Genomic DNA, 18,767 nt, shown 5'->3' on the forward strand with positions numbered 1-18,767 from the left:
AATAATCTAGTCTTCCAGAGCGATCGATCTTTGCCTACAGCCATTCATGGACATTCAAGAATTTATTAATCTCTGTGCGGGTAAATGGTTTTCTCAGCGCACCAGTTATCAATTAGCTGCCCAAAAAGTTGCCAATAATAAAGCAGAAATCACCATCGATTTGCTGGCCGCCGATGCTGCCGATGTGGTGCAATTATGTTTAGAAAATAACTGTCAGTCCCAGGCCAGTCTAGGGGGATGGAAAGCGACTTGGGATAATTCCGTGGACTATGGACAACCGAAAAAAATCGGTTCTAGCTATTTAGTTTGGCTACCTTCAGAGAATTCTTGGCAAGGAAAATTAATCACAGCGGACGGTAAATCGGCAGCGCTGGGAGAATATCATCTCAGAAGCGATCAAGCTTTGACTTTAACCATCGAGCATAATCACCATCGTATCGAGGAAAGAATCTGGTTTGCTAGTCCTAATCTGAGATTGCGTACCAGTATTATCCAGTCGCCCAATGGCGATCGCCAAACGGTTTTCTATTCGGAAATTCGCAAAATGGTTGCTTCTTAAGTAGCTGCCATCCCCAATCTCTGAGGTGGGGAAGACAGAATTAATCTTCCACCACTCCAGTCAAATCCTCCTAACGTCGGCCGCGTCTGCTGCTGCCGAAACCACTGCGACTAGGGGTACGACGGGAACCAGAGGAACCGAAACTAGGAGAACGTTTGACATTATCAGATTTACCCGAATTCTTCAGGGTACTGGAACCATAACCGGAACCACTGGGTTTTGTGGTGGTGGTGCTGCTGCGATTGGGACTAGAGGGAGTATTGCTAGGATAACGACGTAAATTGCCGGTAGAACGGAGAGTTTGCCGGTTTTTGACTGCCGGAGGTGGACTATTATGTTTAGTCCGGTATTGATCCACTGCCTGATTATAGGTGGAACCGTAACCACCAAAACCGGTCATCACACCCCCCGGAGTATAGAGGGGAGGAACGTAATATTGAGGACGAAAGAGCAAACTACCCAAAGCTTGACCAGCAACAGCACCGAAAAAAGGACTCCAAAAACTCGATTCTTGTCGAATCACCACGGTTTCCTGTTGTCCGGTTTGGGGATTGTTCCGCACTTCCGTGACATTATGGACATACTCAATTTTAAAATCTTCGGTCATGTACAGGGTAGCCTGATCACCGTTGATTTCTACTGCGGTTTTTTCCCCTTTAGCGATAGCTTCATCGCTTAATCTAGCCATTTGCAGGTTAGTGGTGCGAAAGAGGGGAGAAGTACCCCCAGGGGTGTTTAACAGCATTAGGGTATAAGTGCCATCTCCATCATCGTAGGTAGCTTGTTGCACCTCGTAGCGACCGCTACTAACCTGATTGGATTCTCGTCTTACACTACTGTTATTAGCTGACGGTGACTGAGTTTGATTTGACGACGAACCACAGGCCACCGTTGTGCAACAAAGGGTAAGAATTAAAAGGATTGTCGTTACTTGGCGCAGCATAAGGGCAAAATTAAGACTATAAAGGCAGCAATTCGGGGAAATTGAGTAATAGTTGCTCATTGGTCAATTCATCTCCCAATTGAGCAGGAGAAAAATGTACCTGAATCGCACGCAGCCGACCTTGGTAGTGGAGGTTAATTATTGATCTTAAACCATCTTCCAGGGCCTCTCGATCGGCTAGGCTAGTTTCTAAAGCAGCACTCTCACCCTCGAATGCTATTGTGATCATAACAACTAAGTTATCGGTGACGGGTAAAGTTAAGGGTTCCTTTTCCCCCACTTGTGAAGACACCGATTCACTTAGGTATCTCCCCGCAGAATCGGTAAACAGTTCGTTAACGTAGTCTCCCGCTTCCCCCTCATGCCCAAAAACATCGCCCTCATTAGCCACAGAAAACCAATAGAGGTTCATCTGCAGCAGATTTTGACAAATTTCTACTAAACCCTCTCCCATGACCTCTAAATCGCCTTCGGAATCGATCGCCTCCCGGCCGGCACGATTAAGAATACCAATCAGCGGTGCGACTTCTTGGCCGTAGAGATGCAAAAATAAGCGACAGACCACATAGCGAGTTCTACCCGCAAATTTCTTGAAGCGATCGCCTAAAGAACCCATAATAGACCTCCGGTAAAAATCAAAAATTGTCGTTAAGGTTAGGAGTCAGTAGTCTTGGAGCCATCAGCTAGATCAAGGTGATAATCAAGTAAACAGCCAGAAAAGCCCTCAGCTTTTATTTATTTTGCCATTTTCTAGGCTTCTATGCCTTGATGCCCTGTTAACAGTCTATAATTACTTAGAATCCTTTTGGTGTGAGCAAATGGCTGTCCAACTACAACAAGCTTTAGTGGTTGCTTCCTATATCTTGAAACAGCGTCTAGCAGGAAAAAAGCGTTTTCCCTTAGTTTTAATGCTAGAACCCCTATTTCGCTGTAATTTAGCCTGTACTGGCTGTGGGAAGATTCAACATCCCCCGGAAATCCTCCGCAATCATCTTACCCCAGCAGAATGTTTCGCAGCGGTGGAAGAATGTGGGGTTCCCGTGGTTTCCATCCCCGGGGGCGAGCCGCTTTTACACCCACAAATCGATGAAATTGTCAAGGGGTTAGTGGACAGAAAAAAATTCGTCTATCTCTGCACCAATGCCCTGTTATTGGAGAAAAGCCTAGATAAATTTACTCCTTCCCCCTATCTTACCTTTAGTGTCCATCTGGACGGTCTCAAGGAACATCACGATCGCTGTGTGGATCGAGAGGGAGTATTCGATAAGGCAGTACAAGGGATTAAAGCGGCGAAAGTGAGAGGTTTTCGGGTTACTACTAATACCACGGTTTTTGAAGGCACAGAGCCGCGAGAAATGCAGGAATTTTTCGATTTTCTCGCTACTTTGGGCATCGATGGCATGATGATTTCCCCCGGCTACAGTTATGAGTGGGCCCCAGATCAAGATAGTTTCTTGAAACGGGAGCAAACCAGAGCTTTATTCCGAGAAATTCTCTCACCCTGGAAATCAGGCCAGAAAAAGTGGAATTTTAACCATAATCCTCTCTTTCTCGATTTTCTCATCGGTGAACAAGACTATGAATGCACCCCTTGGGGTAGTCCCAGCTATAGTCTTTTAGGATGGCAAAAACCCTGTTATCTGCTCAACGAAGGTCATTACAAAAGCTTTCGGGAACTTTTAGAAGAAACCAATTGGGATAACTACGGTCGGGCCAGTGGCAATCCGCAATGTGCCGATTGTATGGTACATTGCGGCTATGAACCGACCGCGGCCATGGCAGCTTTTAAACCGGCTAATATGGGACGTGCCATGCAGAGTTTAATCGGAGTCTAATCCTAAACTGATTCTAACCAGACGGCGGGGACTTGACTAGGGCGATCGGGTAATTGCATCCACCCCATTTCGCACAGACGAATTACCGAACTTAATTTTTCTACCAAAGCGGGATCGAAACGAATCCCGCTATAATTTTGACAGCGCTCTAGGGCCTCTCCTAAATCTAGAGCTAGTCGGTCGCCTCGCGGTTGAGTTAATTCCTGAAAATAGGCTGATAATCCTAAAATTCGCGACTCTAGGCTGATTTCTTCCCCTTTTAAGCCGTTGGGAACCCCGCTACCATCCCAGTATTCAAACTCATGGTAAATAATCTGTTGAATTGGGGCTAATTCGGGCATAGTGGCGAGTAATTGTGCGCCTAACACCGATCGATCCCGCCAAAATAACGCATTTGCTCCCTCTAACTGACTGGCACGCTGTCTAAAAACTTCGATCGGAGCCTCCGCTAGACCGATGCGGTATAATAAACCGGCTAATCGTAAGCGTCGTAATCTCAGGGTGGGTAAATCGAGCAATTGTCCCAACATTTCCGCTAAAGCGGCCACCTGTAGAGAAGCAAGGGGATTATCAATATCTCTTTCATCGACCTTTTGAGCCATTCTTAGAAAAGCTTGCAGTTTATTAGCGGCTAAATTTTTATTTAAACGGGATGCTTGTCCTTCTAAGTCGCTTAATTCTCGCGTTTGTCTGCTGACGGTGACTAACTGCTGTTGACTGGTTTGCAGATAGGTGACAATGCGAGAGACTACTCCCGTTAAATCCGTGGGAATGGGATTAATATTTTGACTAATTTCCTGCTGTTGTCTGCTTAAATCGGCCGCTAGACTGGGATTATAGGGATGGAGACGCTCAATTAAGATCCTAGCGGCTTTTTCGACTAAATCGCGATCGAATGTCCATAAACCGTAGAATTTTCGCTCCGTGTCTATTTGGGGTTGACTATCGGACCGGTATTCTTCCGGGGATAACTCATGACAGAGTACCATGGAGGCGTAATCGGGGGAAAGAATGATTAAATTCCACTCATTAACCAAACTATCGCTATTATCTAAGTTCACTAGCGAAACATTCTCTAAACTGCCGGTTTTATGCTCAGAAAAACCACTATCGGCTACGGCAGCGATCGCAATATGACGAGAAGAGCGAGCAATATCTAAATAGCGCTCGGCCTCCTGTAAATACCATTTACCCTGTTGAAAGGTGACTAAGACCAGTGGTTTATTTGTACTACCAGGGCTGCTAGTTTGCAAGATATGATCTTCAAGAGCATGACAGAGGGCCACCAGGGTATTCTTAAAATAGACCCCGTAACTACTGGGTAATCGTCCCGATGAAGCTCTTTTTAACTGTTGTAAGCTGGATTCTACGGTCATAAGGTGGCAAGATTAGGGGAAGTGGGGTGTGGGGTGTGGGGTGTAGGGTGTAGGGTGCGGGAGATGGGGTGTGGGGTGTGGGGTGTGGGGTGTGGGGAGACGGAGTAGGGGAGCAGGGAGAAAAAACTGATTACTGATTACTGATAACTGATTACTGATAACTGATTACTGTCTCCTCATAGCTTTTTACTTAATTTTATGACCTTAGTGATTTGTCCGGGTTTTCATGATTCTAGATTGACCGAGGATTTTTTAGGACATCTGGGGAGCAAATCGGTCAAATTACGTCCCTATATTATTATTTCTCCTTTTTCTTGCTTAAATGAAGCTTTTTCACCGGGAGAAGACCTAACCTTGATTGGGTTTAGTGCGGGGGTGGTATATGCGATCGCTTTAGCTCATTATTGGCAAGCTCAAGGGGCGAAAATTCGAGCTTTAATCGCTCTGGACGGGTGGGGAGTGCCATTAATCGGTAATTTTCCCATTTATCGCCTTAGTCACGATTATTTTACCCATTGGAGTTCCTGTTTATTGGGTAGCGGTCAAGAAAATTTTTATGCAGATCCCCCTGTAGACCATCTTAGCCTCTGGTCGTCCCCCGATCGAGTTATTGGTTGGTCTGTCAATGGTAATTTTGTCCAACGCACCACAGCGTTAACTTTTTTATCAAATCGGTTAGGCAAAAATCAATTAAGTATAATTGGCTAGTCGCCTCCCTATCTTTCCTATTTCTTTACCGCTGCCAACTCATGAGTACATCCGTTCCGAGTTCTTCGATTCTCTTGGTGGGAATTGAGGAGAATATCGCTAAACTAGCCAGTGCGGACTTGAAAGAAGCAGGTTATCGCCTCCTAATCGTGCCTAGCATTGATATCGCTTTCCCAGAAGTGGAAAGTTGGCAGCCAGCGATGATTATACTCGATCGCTTCCTGGCGGGGGAAGCGGGTGTGACTTTTTGTCGTCGTCTACGTTCCCAAGGGAGTCGCGTTTATATTATTTTATTAGTATCTCAAGAAACCCTAGAAGAACGTCTCGCCTGTTTGGAAGCGGGGGCTGACGATTATTTTCTCAAACCCTATAATTCGCCATCTTTTCTCAAATTAATCCGTTTTTACCTGCAACCTCTGGAAATTATCCCCGAACAATTGTGCTTCGGTGACTTAGTATTAGATTTAGCCAGTCGTCGTCTCTCCTATAAAAACAAAAATATTGAGTTGACGATGAAGGAATTTGAACTGCTGCGCTACCTGATGATTCACCCCAAAGAAGTATTATCAAGGGATCAAATTCTCGAAAATGTCTGGGGAGATGAATTTCGAGGAGAATCAAACGTTATTGAGGTATATATTCGCTATTTACGCCTGAAGATGGAGGCTGGTGGTCAAAAACGCCTCATTCATACCGTGCGCGGTGTCGGCTACGTTTTACGCGAATCTTAACAGTAATCAGTAATCAGTGATCAGTAATCAGTGATCAGTAGATTGCTTTTATTTAATCTCCCCACACCCCACACCCTACACCCCACACCCTACACCCCACACCCCACACCCTACACCCCACACCCCACACCCCACACCCCACACCCCACACCCCACACCCCACACCCCACCACCCTAGTCAAGCGCTGCTATTCAATCTGGATAGAGTTGGGGGAATCGATAGGAGGGGTGGAACTATCCGGGGTGATAGTTTGACGGTATTGACTATAAAGACGGTCGCGCCAAGCAAAAAAGCCCTCGTAGGCGCTATTATCGGCTAACCCCGGAATCCCCTTGCCTTGCAATTCCCTAGGTAAGTTGAGATAGGAACCCTGGGGAAACTGAAGCAGTACACTTAATCCCGCCACGGCTAAATCGGCTAAAGTGGGCTGATCCCCGACTAAATAGGGACGATTGGTTAAAATGAGGTTCAAAGCCTCTAAATCCTGTTGTAGCCCCTTTTTCGCGGTATTGATAGCATCTTTTCCCAGACCTACACCCGTCCCCAAAATATCAATTAATTCCCCCGGCAAGGAACCCAGCAACAAGCGCATAAAATCGGGAGTTTCCTGGGGTAAAAAAGCGGTACGAAAGTTTTGATTTTGGGCAAAAGCGCCGAGAAAAGCGGTTCTTCCTTTTAATCCCAGGGATTCATCGGCCCATTCTTCGATTAATAAACATTGACCCCGTTGGAGGGGATCTGTGGGGATAATTGGTTTTTCAGGATACTTGCGATCGAGATAAAAAGCAATCTCCGTCGAGTCAGCAATATAAGTATCACCATCCTTGAGGACGGGGACCTGTCGCTGTCCAGAAAGACGGAATAATTCCCATTGTCCCACCCCTGGCACCACGTCCCTTTTTTTATAGGCAAGTCCTTTATAGTCGAGGATGAGACGGACTTTCTCACAATAGGCAGATAATTCAAATTGGTAGAGTTCTAGCATGGGATGATATGGCCTCTCGATAAATCAGTGTCTCCCTGATTACTCTAACCCTATCGGGCATCGATCGCCTAAACTTAAAGACTTTACTCCGATTTTACTCAGACATTTGTACTAAAAACGAGAAAGACGAAAAAATCATCTTTTGCTAATTTTAGGAGTTAGACTAGGTAAGCTAAGACGCATTTAAACCGCTGATTTTTAGATTAGCCCACCCCCCCTTGCCCCCCGACGTCGGGGGGGTTGCCTTTTGCAAGAGTGCAAGAGTGCCTCGTCTTAACAAGCAATTTAAATGCGCGGGCAGCTTATTCTTAGGGAAGATAGACTAGATTTAGCAACGCTAACTCAATATTGCCACGCTTTTAGGTTAGGATATGTTCAGGCACTACAAGCTAGGAATCACTTATATACGGCGATTCCTCTAGTCATCTGGCACAGACAACTCCTTATTGGCTAAGCCGTTCCACTTAGAAGATGTACCAGACTGAGCCTGAAGCCGCCGTACTCCTGCAAGCTGACTCGCAAGAGACTAATAGCATACCGCTATAATAGAGGCGTGCGAGGGCGGGCTACTTTCTCGGATCAGAGGTTACTATGCAATTATCCATCGACGTTTTTAATGACGTAGTTCGCTATCTCGACAGTCACCAAGAAAAATTACGGATCAAAAAATTAATCTTTTGTATCTGTAAGGAATATTGGGAAAATGATCCTAATATTTTAAACAATGTGGCTATGGAAGACTTGGTGAACGAGTTAGTGCAACTCAAACCCAATAAAGAACAATTAACTTTTTCTGTTTATCAATCAGTTAAAACCCTAAATCGTCCTAAAGTTTATGCGGGCGTAGCCACAGTGATTATTAAGCAAATCAGTAAATTATATAGTGATATTGCTGCCGACCAAGACACCGAATCATTACCAGGAGAAGCAGAAGTTAACCCCAGCTTGGCTGCCGTTAATAATCCTGTCAACAAAGAGGAAGATAATTTATTAAGACAGGTGATTATTGGACTAGAAAATCATCGAGAGACGGCGAGAATTAAAAAATTAATGTTTGCCGCCTGTAAAAATCGTTGGGAAAACGATCAAGCGGTGATTAATAATTATGGCTTAACCAATATGATTTTAGAACTCCAGCAAAACAATCCTAATTTCTTAAGCTTGCGACAAACTCTCACCCAAGTTGCCGAAAATATTAACAAAAAAGATCTATACCTAGCCCTAGCCGATATTATTCTTGCCCAGCTAGAGCCTCTCTACGATACTGATAACGATGACAAAAAACAGGATAATGGGTCAGAAAGTCAAATCTTGAAACCTCCAACAGTTCATCTAAATAATGATTGTGATTCTTCCGAGCCAGTTTCCTTAGATAATAACCCCAGTAATTCCCCACAAATTCCTGCCTACGACCCCTTTGAAATTCGTTTAGAAATTTTCCAGTATGCTAATCCTTTACGAGTCAAAATATTGATTTTCTCACTCCTATTTCATCCCTGGGATCAGAGCGATCAAGATTGGTCAACCCTGCGACGTTATACCCTAGAAGATTTACTACAAAAACTCATCCAAAGTGGGAAATCTCTCAAGGATATCGAAAGGCAACTGTACAATATTGCTCAAACCCAAATGGATGCGGATGCTAACGTTCAAACCGCTGGTATTCTGGTGCAAGCTTTACAAAGAATTCTTTAATTTTTAATCAAATTTCTCTGGATATTATACCTATGAAACCCAACGAACTAATTGAACGTTATGCCGCAGGAGAAACTCAATTTAGTGGCTTAAGATTATCAGGAGTTAATTTAGTTGGTGCTGACTTAGTTGGCATTGTTTTAAATGGAGCGGATTTGCACGGGGCCAATCTTCTCTTTACCTATCTTAACCGGGCTAATCTGGCTCAAGCTAATCTCGTGGCAGCTAATTTAAGCGGTGCTAGTCTCAATCAAGCTGACTTAAATGGGGCGGATTTACGCAGTGCCAATTTACACGGAGCGCTGCTACAAGGGGCTGATCTTCGTGATACCGATATAACCCTAGGTATTTTACTTGATGCTAACTTAATCGGGGCGGATTTACGGGGGGCTGATTTAAGTGGTGCTAACCTCAGTGGCGCTTGTTTGCGGAGAACAAATATGCGTCAGGAAAAGAAAAATCATAACACTAAATTACAAACGGCTAATCTCTATCACGCCGACCTGCAAGGGGCTAATATGAAAGGGGTTGAACTGCTGCGAGCTAATCTAGTAGGAGCCAATTTAAAGGAGGCTAATTTGTGCAATGTTGACCTCAGAAAAGCGGATTTAACTAATGCTAATCTGCAAGGTGCTTTACTTACTGATGCTAATTTAATCGGGGCGAGTTTAGTGGGAGCAAATCTAGCAGGAGCCAATTTAGTGCGGTCAAAAATGAGCGATACGGAAGCAATGGGGGCAAATTTCCATCGTGCAATTATGACTCAAATAAAATTCGATCGAGCTAATCTTAGTCGAGCTAATTTTCAAGCGGCAAGAATGAATCATGCGGACTTAACAAGGGCTAATCTTTCAGAAGTTAATCTCAGCGAAGCGTATTTAGTCGATGCTTTCTTTGCTAGAGCAAATCTCACCAATGCCGATTTAAGTAATGCTAATCTAACTCGTGCCGAGTTAATGAGTGCTAATCTGATAGAAGTTAACTTACGCGGTGCAATTATGCCCGATGGCCGGATTAATAATTAAAGTTACTAGACAATTTTGTTGGCAATTATTCCGGTATAATTAGAGGTAGGATTGAGGGTAGTATTATGGTTGAGCCAGCAGTTATTGCAGAAGATATGGCCAAAATCTACACCACCATTACAGTTATCAATCGCGCGGATCAAATTCGTGCGGAGGCTGGTATCATCGCACCGGAACAAATTCGCTCTCTTACCCTAGAAAATGTCTTGGTGGATACGGGGGCAACCACTCTTTGTCTAGTGCCAGAAGTAATCTCCCGCTTGGGTTTACAGCTTTTAAAAGAAGTAGATGTGGCTACGGCTAAAGGCATAGGAAAAGCGAGAATTTTTCGCGATGCCACCTTGATTATTGCGGGACGGGAAGGGACTTTTGAATGTTGGGAATTACCCGGAGGTCAAAACAATTTATTAGGAGTAATTCCTTTAGAAGCTTTGGGATTAGAACCAGATCTTCTTAGCCAAAAATTGCGAGTTTTACCCACGGAATCTAACGAGACTTATTTAACAATTTTATCGAACAAAATAGCTCTATAAAATCACTTTTTGTCTGACTGTCCCTGCTCTTTCAGCTATAGCAATAACCTCGATTTCTTGACCAGAAACTCCCTTAATCACCCATTCCACCGTACAGCGATAATCTAAACCGTGAGCAAGACTACTATATACTTTATTTGATCGCCCTTCTAAGTGACCTATTTCCTGCTCTAATTTTCCCACTATTAAACTCACCTCATCGGCTAAATTTAACTTGACTTGAATGGGACGAACAATCTTTCTTTCCAGTGCCTTTTTACTGGTATAAGTGGGTAAAAATCCCTGATTTTCTAACTGTAAAACCAGATGATAAATACCATTTCCCTCCGACTTAAGATCAAGACGAGAGATAGCTAAAAGAGGTGACATTAAAGCATGGGCAATAGTAAACTGACATTGTTTTTCACATAAATCTGGTAAATACTTTTCTGGGGCATTTTGCCAGACATTTTTAAAGTCCCAACCGCCAATTTCCACCTCTCCCAATTGGGGGTGATCAAAACTTTGCCAATTAATAAAACCCTTTCCCGCTAAATTCTCATCATTCCAATGCTGTAATTTCAATTCATCTTCAAAAGGATGCCAGCGAAACCATTGAATATAATCATCTTTTTTCACCCCTGCTTGGGTGGGTGCATCCCATAACTCTACCGTAAAACCATACCAACCAAAATGATCGTAACCGTAATCATCCATGGCACCGTTAGTCACTTCTTTGGGATGATAACGAAAATCGTGATAGACAGAAACGCATTCATAACCAGTCATTGCTTTTCCCTTATCAGCAATATATTTATACATTTCTAAGTCTTCCACGGGGAAATATTCATCGGGATGGGTGCTATAGGGACGCAACATTACTGCTGAATAGGTATGATAGGTAACGAAGCCATTAATATTGGTGTTATTTGCCCAAAATTCGGCTTCTGCACGGGTTTCTGGCTCCGAAAAGGGAAAATCTCCGGCCCCCTTTTGTTCCCCTTCAGGAACCCAATAAACGGGATAATTGCGGTTAAAATCTAGGCCCTCTAGGGTGGGGGCAGTGGTAAAATTATAGCCATCGTAATCGCGGATTAAACCTTCGGTGAGCAAAGTGTAAAAAGTTCCCTCAAATTCCTCCGGTTCGCGACGCACCATAATGCGAGGATCTTGTTCGGAAATTTTCCAAGCGCCACAGGTATCTTTTTGGCGCATTTGTAAGATTAAACCATCGCCGTTAATATCTTCAGGATATAGCCCCGGTTTCTCATCCGTGTGGGGATAGGGGCGAATACTCGATCGTAACATATAGGGAGTAGTGAGATATTTTTCCGCTCCATCCACGGCTAATCGCGGCAAAATATAGACAGTGTAATGGTCAAGAAGTCTGGTAATTTGGGGATTATGACCGTATTGACTCAAAAGATGAGAGATAGTATAGAGAGCGACGGCAGAGCCTGTTACTTCCCCCGCATGGGTGTTAGCATCGATCCAATAGGCAGGTTTTTCTAAATAGGGGCCTGTGGCTTGATTTGTTAGGGTAGTTAACCAGATATCTCGATTTTCATAGCTTTTACCGAGCGAGGTGAGGCTAATTAAATTAGGATAGGATGAGGCTAGGTTTTTCAGGAAAGAAACTAATTCTTGGTAGGGGTAATAGTGGCTAAAATCAAACATAATCTTCTGCAACTAAAAAAAGGAATCTCGGGTTAATATGACAAAATAGGGAGTAATAACAGTAAAAAACTATGGATAGTCAAGATATCGCTCGCTATATTGAAGAAACTAACGGTATTTCTAAGCCTTGGCTGTTGGTGCAATTGCGTCTCAAAAAACTGCAAGAACGTCGTGCCAGTCTTTCCCAACAGGAATATATCCAAGAATTGGATGATATTCAGCAAGACTTAATGAAATTGGGCGAATGGTGGCGAGGAATCGAGTCAGAAGTCTTTAAACCCTAAGCGGTGGCGATAATCTGTAATACTCGCGGTAAATCCTCAAATTCTCCGACGATGCGTTTCACCGGTTGCGGCCAAACCCGGACTAAAGTGGGAATAGCAGAGACATGATTAGATTCTGCTTGTTCTGGATGCTTAGAGATATCGATCACTTTCAGGGTATAGGGATGGTGTAATTCTCGTTCTAGAAGCTGATGGATCGATTCTAGGGTGTGCTTAGTATTGGCATTATTACCGGAGACAAATAACCGCAAAACATAACCCTTGGGACTAGGGTTAGTGTAGTCAGAGTCAGCACTAATCCCCGAAGTCGTTGCGGGGCGCTCCTGATAACGGAGAATCAGATCGTGGGATTGCCAAAGTTGGGGAAACTGCTGACGATAGGTTTCTAAGATAGTGGGATTAGAGGATTGTTCCTGCCAAGGTACAGTAAACCAAGCTCGCTCGTCCGTGGCGAAAATAGCATTTAATAAAGGCTGATAGCGACGGACAAGGGGATAGACTTCGGCTCTAGTATGAATACGGTGACTGTAGGGATCTCGCCAGCGATCGATGGTAGCAGTAAAACTAGGAACTAAAAAATGGGGTGGTTCTGGCAACCCTAAAGCGGACTGGAGAGCAGCGCAGAGATTCAGATGCCAATGAGTTTGTTTATCAGGATCGATACAGTAAATCAGGTCGCCCCCGGGGGTAAACAGGGCGATGCCTTTAAAAATATCGGGCAACACAATCGCAGAAGTCGTCACTTGAGGGGTTCCCGTAGAGAATCAATAGGGGCTTCTATTTTTCTAGCCTACTAAACTCTTGACCCCTCAAGAATTTCCTTCAGGGTTTTTCTAGATTTTACCCCGCAGCATCATCGCCAGTTCATTGGGAACCGGGGACATTTCCAGGGCGACATCATCGCTAATCCGTCCCTCTTGATAGAGGTTAAATAGAGATTGATTAGTGGTAATCATGCCATAGTATTCGCCATCTTTCATTAATTCGAGAATTTCGTCATTTTTGCCGCTGCGAATGCAATCTTTGACGGTTTCTGTGTTGACGAGAATATCGTGAAAAGCAGCCCGTTTACTGTCGGTGGTACGACATAAACCCTGGGAAATAATACAAACCAGGGATTCTGCGATCGCCACCCGCATGGATTCCTGTTCCTCGGCGGAATAAAGAGTTAAAATCCGCTCCAGGGTTTTAACGGCGCTGTTGGTGTGCAGGGTTCCCATAACTAAGTGACCGGTTTGGGCAGCTTTCAGGGCAGTATTAACGGTGGATTTGTCCCGCATCTCCCCCACCAGAATAATATCTGGGTCTTCCCGCAAAGAGGCTTTTAGGGCATTATCGAACTCATGGGTGTGTATTCCCACTTCCCTTTGTTTGATCAAACTGCGACGACTTTGGTGGACAAATTCGATCGGGTCTTCGATGGTGATAATATGTTTGGCGTGTTCTTTATTGATGTAATCGATCATGGCTGCGAGGGTGGTGGATTTCCCTGAACCCGTCGGACCGGTGATTAAAATCAATCCCTTATGCACATCGCACACATTCCGGAACACAGCCGGTAAGCCCAATTGTTCTATAGTGAGGATTTTCATGGGAATTAGACGCAAAACCATCCCAGGACCGCGCAGACTTTCAAAGATATTAATCCGCACCCTAGCGAATTCGTACTGAGTTGCACCGTCAAATTCTAGGTCTTTTTGAAAGCGAAGGATTTCTTCTTCCCCTAGGATTTCCCGTAACCAACTATGAAAAGTGTTGATGTCAATTTCAGGATAGTTGAGAATAATCATTTCACCACGATCGCGCATCCGGGGTTTTTCTCCAACTCCCAGGTGAACGTCCGAATAACCCCGATCAAAGGCCATCCGGATCAACTGTTCTAGGGTGGGTTGATTGGAGGCGCGACTAGGCCGGGGTGGGGTTTGGGGAGAAGCAGCCTGACTGGGAGCGCGATTTTGGGGCGGACGTAGGGTGGTAATTTGACTATTTTGTGGCATATTCTGGACGGCTTTGGTCGGTATCGCCACTTGTTGCGTCATTTCTTCAGTTATCCCCATGCTGATTTCCGTGATTAACTCTGAGGGAGGTATCGGGATGGAGGGAACCGGCAGCGGCTGCAGTGGTCGCGAGGAAGAATTGGGATTTTGACTCATGAGAAATAGGGGTTTTTCTTTTACTATTCCCCGATTGTACTAACATCCTATCAAATCATCCTCAATTTCTCAATTCCAGACAGACGTTAGATTGAGGAGTAAGGAGTCACTGGTCTCCGAGTCAAGAGAATTAAGAGTGAACAGTAATCAATCTATCTCCCTCAGAGGCTATAGTAACTATAATCACCCCTTCAGACCCCAAAATCGTTATAATGGAGGTTGAGGGCTGATGATTTTGACTACTCATTTCTGTTTGATTATCAGTCTTAGGAGAGGTAAATACGATGAATAGTCTGCCAAGTTCAGTCGAACGGGAAAATTTAGGACAATTTTTGTTAGAAAATCTGCAAGATATTACAGATAAACTTGATCAAATTGTAACCGATTCTGATCGAATCATACTGGATAATTTACTACAAGAAACTAAGATTTTGCTCGATCGAGTTATGGATAACTCTAAAACTTATCAAGCAAGAGCCGATATATTTTGGCAAATTAATCAACTATGGTTTCAGGTATGGAAACAATATAAGAATGAGGTTTCGGCACTGGAATTAATCCAATATATAGACCAATTTACTGATCAAATTACTGCCTATAATCAATTATTTATCGGCCTTGCTCAGATCAATGAGGGAAAGACGGGTAAAGAAAAAGACGATTTAATCAGAGTGGTGGAAGGTTCACACATTCTCTCGGAAACGATAGATGTGTTTATTGATATGTTTGCCGATTCAGAACTAGAGCAAATTTACCAGGGAGCTAAAAATGCTCTATCGGTTTCTAATCGTACTATAACCGAATATTTCCAAGATACTGAAACATCGCATTTAGTCACCCAATTGAGAGCTTATAGTAGTTTAATAATTTTAAGAATTCAAGAGCGATTTAATCCTAAGAATGTATCCTCAGAAACTACCTCTCATTCCCTAACAGACGATTTAATCAGAGTGGTGGAAGGTTCACACATTCTCTCGGAAACCATAGATGTGTTTATTGATATGTTTGCCGATTCAGAACTAGAGCAAATTTACCAGGGAGCTAAAAATGCTCTATCGGTTTCTAATCGTACTATAACCGAATATTTCCAAGATACTGACAAATCTTTAGTCACCCAATTGAGAGCTTATAGTAGTTTAATAATTTTAAGAATTCAAGAGCGATTTAATCCTAGTAATGTATCCTCAGAAACTACCTCTCATTCCCTAGCAGATGATTTAAGCGATCTTGATCCTTGGACAAGAGACTTAGTGGGGGTTGTTGATTTAGGATCAGAAGACCCAAAAGAATCGTATATTGATTATTTAGTGGAGAAGTATCGGTGAAACGAGTCTTATTCGACAGTGATGTATTGCTAGATGTTTTGGGTGAGCGTGAACCACATTTTCCAGCATCTGTACAAGCATTCAATACAGTTAAGACAGGTAAAACTCAAGGATATATTTCTGGTCATGCCGTCACTAATATTTATTATATTTTGTCTAAAAAAAACGGAAGGGAAAGCTCAAGAAAATTGGTGATAAGTCTTCTAGAGAATTTGCAAGTTGCTAGGGTGACAGACGCAATAATTAGGCAAGCATTGGCAAGTCAGATGAAAGATTTTGAAGATGCCGTTACCAGTGCCGTTGCTGAATCAGAAAAGCTAGAAATAATCATAACGCGAAACCTAAGAGATTTTGCTGTTTCCCCTGTTCCCGCAATGCTACCAGTAGATTTTTTATCGATTCTTTAACTAATGCTTCGGTAAACGTAAACCATCCGATCGCATGGGGATTAAAATCTGAGTTAAACTGCGTAATTGTTCGGCCGTTCCCATACAAATTAACAGATCCCCGGCCATTAATTCCGTATCGCCAGTGGGTCCCCCGATTAGCGTACCATCAGCGCGACGTATAGCCAAAACTAAGGCCCCCGATCGAGATCTTAAATGTGCTTGACTAAGACTTAAACCCACACAGGGACAGGTCCTGGGATCGATTAAAAATTCTTCCATATAAAATGATCGATCGGTTCCGGTTAAAATCCCATCAACAAAATCCATCACCTGGGGTCGTAGGGCCGCGGCCGCTAATCTTCTACCGCCGGTAATATAGGGAGATACCACCGCATCGGCCCCGGCCCGTTGTAATTTTTGTACTGCTTCCTCGGTACTGGCCCTAGCAATGGCGCGGATTTTCGGATTAAGAGTTTTAGCAGACAAAACTGTATATAAATTCTCCGCATCGGAAGTTAAAGCGGCCACAATACAAGTAGCGCGTTCAATTCCTGCCATTTGTAAAGATTTATCTAAGGTGGCATCTCCTTGAACAACAATATAATTTAATTCTTTGGCCCGATTTACCTGTAGGGGGTCTGTATCAATGACTACAAAAGGAATATTTTCGGCGTAAAATTCGATCGCTACCTGTCTGCCTGTGCGACCCAAACCACAGATGATATAGTGTTCTGATAGTCGATCGATCAAGCGTTTCTCCTGTCTCTGTTTGAGTCCCTCTTGAAAATAGCCTTGAATTAAAGCTTCGGTCAAGCGATTAACAATATAACCGATGCTGACTACTCCCATGATAATCAAAACCATTGTAAACAATCGTCCCCGTTCACCTAGGGGATTAATTTCGCCAAAACCGACGGTAGCGAGGGTACTAATCGTCATATAGGCCGAATCTAGCCAACTCCAACCCTCGATCAGATGATACCAAAACGTACCCAGCAAAAACACCACGACCAGGGCAAAAATTCCCCCGATTAATTCCTGACGCAGACGACGATATTTATCTTCACTGATAGACAAGCAAAATTCACCCCTAACACTGTCTAGTAACTTACAATGAAATCAGTTTTTAATCTAAATAACCCGTCCTTCTCAGACGGATTTGATTATAATTTCCCCTATGTCTAATCGCGCAGGAGTTCCCCAGTGAGTCCAAAAACCCTTTTAGAACCAACCCTAGTTGATCCCACTCCCAATTTAAACCCGAATCAACCCTTCGATCCAGATAGTTTTAACAGCTATGTGATGAATACTTATGGTCGTTTTCCCATTGCGATCGCCAAAGGGTTAGGCTGTCTCCTCTGGGATACTTCCGGGAAACAATACCTTGATTTTGTCGCGGGAATTGCCACCTGTACCCTCGGTCACGCGCACCCTGCTTTAATTGAAGTGGTTAGTCAGCAAATCCAAAAACTCCATCATGTCTCGAATTTATACTATATTCCCGAACAAGGAGAACTAGCTAAATGGATTGTCGATCATTCCTGCGCTGATAAAGTCTTTTTCTGTAATTCTGGTGCGGAAGCAAACGAAGCGGCGATTAAATTAGTACGAAAATATGCCCATACGGTGCTAGATTTCCTCGAACAGCCGGTTATTCTAACCGCTCACGCTAGTTTTCACGGCCGCACTTTAGCTACCATCACCGCAACCGGTCAACCGAAGTACCAAAAAGACTTTGAACCCCTGATGCCGGGGTTTGCCTATATTCCCTATAATGATATCGAAGCGGTGGAAAATGCGATCGCTGATCTCGATGAGGGTAATCGTCGTGTGGCTGCGATTATGTTGGAACCGCTGCAGGGTGAAGGGGGAGTTCGTCCAGGGGATATCGAGTATTTCCAACGTTTACGGCAAATTTGCGACGAAAATAACATTTTGCTTGTCTTTGATGAAGTACAGGTGGGAGTCGGAAGAACCGGTAAACTCTGGGGTTATGAGAATTTGGGGGTAGAACCAGATATTTTCACTTCTGCTAAGGGTTTAGCGGGGGGTATTCCCATCGGTGCGATGATGTGCAGAAAATTCTGTGATGTGTTTGAACCGGGTAGTCATGCGAGTACCTTTGGGGGTAATCCGTTCGCTTGTGCCTCAGCTTTAACAGTATTACAAACCATTGAACGGGATCACATTCTGCAAAATGTTCAGCAGCGAGGGGAACAGTTACGCAGCCGTTTACGCGTGATTGCTTCTCAATATCCCCATCTATTTGTCGATGTGCGCGGTTGGGGTTTAATTAATGGTCTGGAAATTAATTCAGAAAGTGAGTTGGTTTCATCTACTATTGTTAATGCAGCCTTGGCAGAGGGTTTATTAATTGCCCCCGCAGGTCCGAAAGTTCTCCGTTTTGTACCTCCTTTAATTGTCTCGGAAACAGAAGTAGATGAGGCTATGGATAAGCTAGAAGCAGCCATCGCTAAAGTGGTTTAATTTCAGTTATCAGTTATCAGTTATCAGTTATCAGATGTAAGTTTTAAGTTGACAGTTTCCAGTTATGAGTCAATTCTTTTTG

The 18,767-nt window shown here is 43.7% G+C and carries 19 protein-coding genes; 11 read left to right on the forward strand and 8 right to left on the reverse strand.

From position 1 onward, the window contains the following. Positions 1-46 precede the first annotated feature (46 nt). Entirely contained in the window at positions 47-559 is a 513-nt protein-coding gene (locus RAM70_RS11130; RefSeq protein ID WP_312673764.1) for a phycobiliprotein lyase, read from the forward strand. Positions 560-629: 70 nt separating this feature from the next. Here the strand turns inward: RAM70_RS11130 and RAM70_RS11135 are convergent, their stop codons facing one another. Both RAM70_RS11135 and RAM70_RS11140 read right to left on the reverse strand, forming a co-directional pair. Beyond that, on the reverse strand, positions 630-1,562 hold the full coding sequence (locus RAM70_RS11135; protein ID WP_312673766.1) for a hypothetical protein: 933 nt from the start codon (positions 1,560-1,562) through the stop codon (positions 630-632). Then, positions 1,519-2,118 carry a DUF1517 domain-containing protein gene (locus RAM70_RS11140; protein WP_190381691.1) on the reverse strand — a complete coding sequence of 200 codons (600 nt, stop codon included), beginning with the start codon at positions 2,116-2,118 and terminating at the stop codon, positions 1,519-1,521. Before RAM70_RS11140 ends, RAM70_RS11135 begins: the two co-directional genes overlap by 44 nt. A 202-nt stretch (positions 2,119-2,320) precedes the next feature. On the opposite strand from RAM70_RS11140, the gene hpnH reads away from it, so the two are divergent. Next, positions 2,321-3,337: an adenosyl-hopene transferase HpnH gene (hpnH, locus tag RAM70_RS11145; protein WP_190381690.1), complete on the forward strand. Its 1,017-nt coding sequence runs from the start codon at positions 2,321-2,323 to the stop codon at positions 3,335-3,337. Positions 3,338-3,339: 2 nt separating this feature from the next. On the opposite strand, the gene RAM70_RS11150 is transcribed toward hpnH, so the two are convergent. Beyond that, positions 3,340-4,713, reverse strand: a complete 1,374-nt coding sequence (locus RAM70_RS11150) for an HD domain-containing phosphohydrolase (RefSeq protein ID WP_312673772.1) — start codon at positions 4,711-4,713, stop codon at positions 3,340-3,342. Positions 4,714-4,911: 198 nt separating this feature from the next. On the opposite strand from RAM70_RS11150, the gene RAM70_RS11155 reads away from it, so the two are divergent. Together RAM70_RS11155 and nblR are read left to right on the forward strand one after the other, a co-directional pair. Next, positions 4,912-5,421, forward strand: a complete 510-nt coding sequence (locus RAM70_RS11155; RefSeq protein WP_045358384.1) for a hypothetical protein — start codon at positions 4,912-4,914, stop codon at positions 5,419-5,421. Positions 5,422-5,462: 41 nt separating this feature from the next. Then, positions 5,463-6,152: a response regulator transcription factor NblR gene (gene nblR / locus RAM70_RS11160; protein WP_312673774.1), complete on the forward strand. Its 690-nt coding sequence runs from the start codon at positions 5,463-5,465 to the stop codon at positions 6,150-6,152. Positions 6,153-6,340: 188 nt separating this feature from the next. On the opposite strand, the gene RAM70_RS11165 is transcribed toward nblR, so the two are convergent. Next, positions 6,341-7,138 carry a glutathione S-transferase gene (locus tag RAM70_RS11165; RefSeq protein ID WP_045358374.1) on the reverse strand — a complete coding sequence of 266 codons (798 nt, stop codon included), beginning with the start codon at positions 7,136-7,138 and terminating at the stop codon, positions 6,341-6,343. A gap of 591 nt (positions 7,139-7,729) precedes the next feature. On the opposite strand from RAM70_RS11165, the gene RAM70_RS11170 reads away from it, so the two are divergent. The 3 genes from RAM70_RS11170 to RAM70_RS11180 all read left to right on the forward strand — a co-directional run bounded on the left by RAM70_RS11170 (position 7,730) and on the right by RAM70_RS11180 (position 10,391). Beyond that, complete coding sequence (locus tag RAM70_RS11170; RefSeq protein ID WP_045358373.1) at positions 7,730-8,833, forward strand: hypothetical protein; 1,104 nt, start codon at positions 7,730-7,732, stop codon at positions 8,831-8,833. Between the two features lie 32 nt (positions 8,834-8,865). Continuing rightward, positions 8,866-9,858, forward strand: a complete 993-nt coding sequence (locus tag RAM70_RS11175; protein ID WP_045358372.1) for a pentapeptide repeat-containing protein — start codon at positions 8,866-8,868, stop codon at positions 9,856-9,858. A gap of 65 nt (positions 9,859-9,923) precedes the next feature. Next, positions 9,924-10,391 (forward strand): retroviral-like aspartic protease family protein, encoded by a 468-nt coding sequence (locus RAM70_RS11180; protein ID WP_190380559.1) that lies wholly within the window; start codon positions 9,924-9,926, stop codon positions 10,389-10,391. On the opposite strand, the gene RAM70_RS11185 is transcribed toward RAM70_RS11180, so the two are convergent. Continuing rightward, positions 10,386-12,047: a M14 family metallopeptidase gene (locus RAM70_RS11185; protein WP_190380560.1), complete on the reverse strand. Its 1,662-nt coding sequence runs from the start codon at positions 12,045-12,047 to the stop codon at positions 10,386-10,388. The genes RAM70_RS11180 and RAM70_RS11185 overlap by 6 nt on opposite strands. Positions 12,048-12,118: 71 nt before the next feature. Here RAM70_RS11185 and RAM70_RS11190 point away from each other — a divergent pair, with 71 nt between their 5' ends. Beyond that, a complete protein-coding gene (locus tag RAM70_RS11190) occupies positions 12,119-12,331 on the forward strand; it encodes a hypothetical protein (protein ID WP_002751038.1) in 213 nt (70 codons plus the stop codon). Here the strand turns inward: RAM70_RS11190 and RAM70_RS11195 are convergent. Both RAM70_RS11195 and RAM70_RS11200 read right to left on the reverse strand, forming a co-directional pair. Then, positions 12,328-13,074, reverse strand: coding sequence for a circadian clock KaiB family protein (locus tag RAM70_RS11195; protein WP_045358369.1), 747 nt, complete (start codon positions 13,072-13,074; stop codon positions 12,328-12,330). The two genes, RAM70_RS11190 and RAM70_RS11195, sit on opposite strands and share 4 nt — an antisense overlap. Before the next feature lie 90 nt (positions 13,075-13,164). After that, positions 13,165-14,484, reverse strand: coding sequence for a type IV pilus twitching motility protein PilT (locus tag RAM70_RS11200; RefSeq protein ID WP_045358368.1), 1,320 nt, complete (start codon positions 14,482-14,484; stop codon positions 13,165-13,167). A 284-nt stretch (positions 14,485-14,768) separates the two neighbouring features. On the opposite strand from RAM70_RS11200, the gene RAM70_RS11205 reads away from it, so the two are divergent. Both RAM70_RS11205 and RAM70_RS11210 read left to right on the forward strand, forming a co-directional pair. After that, positions 14,769-15,809, forward strand: a complete 1,041-nt coding sequence (locus tag RAM70_RS11205; protein ID WP_045358367.1) for a hypothetical protein — start codon at positions 14,769-14,771, stop codon at positions 15,807-15,809. After that, positions 15,806-16,216, forward strand: coding sequence for a PIN domain-containing protein (locus RAM70_RS11210; RefSeq protein WP_312673777.1), 411 nt, complete (start codon positions 15,806-15,808; stop codon positions 16,214-16,216). The genes RAM70_RS11205 and RAM70_RS11210 overlap by 4 nt, the downstream gene beginning before the upstream one ends. On the opposite strand, the gene RAM70_RS11215 is transcribed toward RAM70_RS11210, so the two are convergent. Next, positions 16,217-17,275 (reverse strand): potassium channel family protein, encoded by a 1,059-nt coding sequence (locus RAM70_RS11215; RefSeq protein WP_312673778.1) that lies wholly within the window; start codon positions 17,273-17,275, stop codon positions 16,217-16,219. A 126-nt stretch (positions 17,276-17,401) separates the two neighbouring features. Here RAM70_RS11215 and RAM70_RS11220 point away from each other — a divergent pair, with 126 nt between their 5' ends. Further along, positions 17,402-18,685: an aspartate aminotransferase family protein gene (locus RAM70_RS11220; RefSeq protein ID WP_312673779.1), complete on the forward strand. Its 1,284-nt coding sequence runs from the start codon at positions 17,402-17,404 to the stop codon at positions 18,683-18,685. The last annotated feature ends 82 nt before the right edge of the window (positions 18,686-18,767 follow it).

Origin of the sequence: Microcystis wesenbergii NRERC-220 (genome assembly GCF_032027425.1) — a bacterium.
Classification (GTDB): Bacteria; Cyanobacteriota; Cyanobacteriia; order Cyanobacteriales; family Microcystaceae; genus Microcystis; species Microcystis wesenbergii_A.

What these genes read in the sequence shown, in the direction of transcription:
- RAM70_RS11185 (WP_190380560.1), bottom strand. Translation starts at nt 12,047, where the DNA reads ATGTTTGATTTTAGCCACTATTACCCCTACCAAGAATTAGTTTCTTTC.
- RAM70_RS11200 (WP_045358368.1), bottom strand. Translation starts at nt 14,484, where the DNA reads ATGAGTCAAAATCCCAATTCTTCCTCGCGACCACTGCAGCCGCTGCCG.
- RAM70_RS11180 (WP_190380559.1), top strand. Translation starts at nt 9,924, where the DNA reads ATGGTTGAGCCAGCAGTTATTGCAGAAGATATGGCCAAAATCTACACC.
- RAM70_RS11205 (WP_045358367.1), top strand. Translation starts at nt 14,769, where the DNA reads ATGAATAGTCTGCCAAGTTCAGTCGAACGGGAAAATTTAGGACAATTT.
- RAM70_RS11165 (WP_045358374.1), bottom strand. Translation starts at nt 7,138, where the DNA reads ATGCTAGAACTCTACCAATTTGAATTATCTGCCTATTGTGAGAAAGTC.
- RAM70_RS11130 (WP_312673764.1), top strand. Translation starts at nt 47, where the DNA reads ATGGACATTCAAGAATTTATTAATCTCTGTGCGGGTAAATGGTTTTCT.
- RAM70_RS11155 (WP_045358384.1), top strand. Translation starts at nt 4,912, where the DNA reads ATGACCTTAGTGATTTGTCCGGGTTTTCATGATTCTAGATTGACCGAG.
- RAM70_RS11190 (WP_002751038.1), top strand. Translation starts at nt 12,119, where the DNA reads ATGGATAGTCAAGATATCGCTCGCTATATTGAAGAAACTAACGGTATT.
- RAM70_RS11170 (WP_045358373.1), top strand. Translation starts at nt 7,730, where the DNA reads ATGCAATTATCCATCGACGTTTTTAATGACGTAGTTCGCTATCTCGAC.
- RAM70_RS11150 (WP_312673772.1), bottom strand. Translation starts at nt 4,713, where the DNA reads ATGACCGTAGAATCCAGCTTACAACAGTTAAAAAGAGCTTCATCGGGA.
- RAM70_RS11140 (WP_190381691.1), bottom strand. Translation starts at nt 2,118, where the DNA reads ATGGGTTCTTTAGGCGATCGCTTCAAGAAATTTGCGGGTAGAACTCGC.
- nblR (WP_312673774.1), top strand. Translation starts at nt 5,463, where the DNA reads ATGAGTACATCCGTTCCGAGTTCTTCGATTCTCTTGGTGGGAATTGAG.
- RAM70_RS11175 (WP_045358372.1), top strand. Translation starts at nt 8,866, where the DNA reads ATGAAACCCAACGAACTAATTGAACGTTATGCCGCAGGAGAAACTCAA.
- RAM70_RS11135 (WP_312673766.1), bottom strand. Translation starts at nt 1,562, where the DNA reads ATGAGCAACTATTACTCAATTTCCCCGAATTGCTGCCTTTATAGTCTT.
- hpnH (WP_190381690.1), top strand. Translation starts at nt 2,321, where the DNA reads ATGGCTGTCCAACTACAACAAGCTTTAGTGGTTGCTTCCTATATCTTG.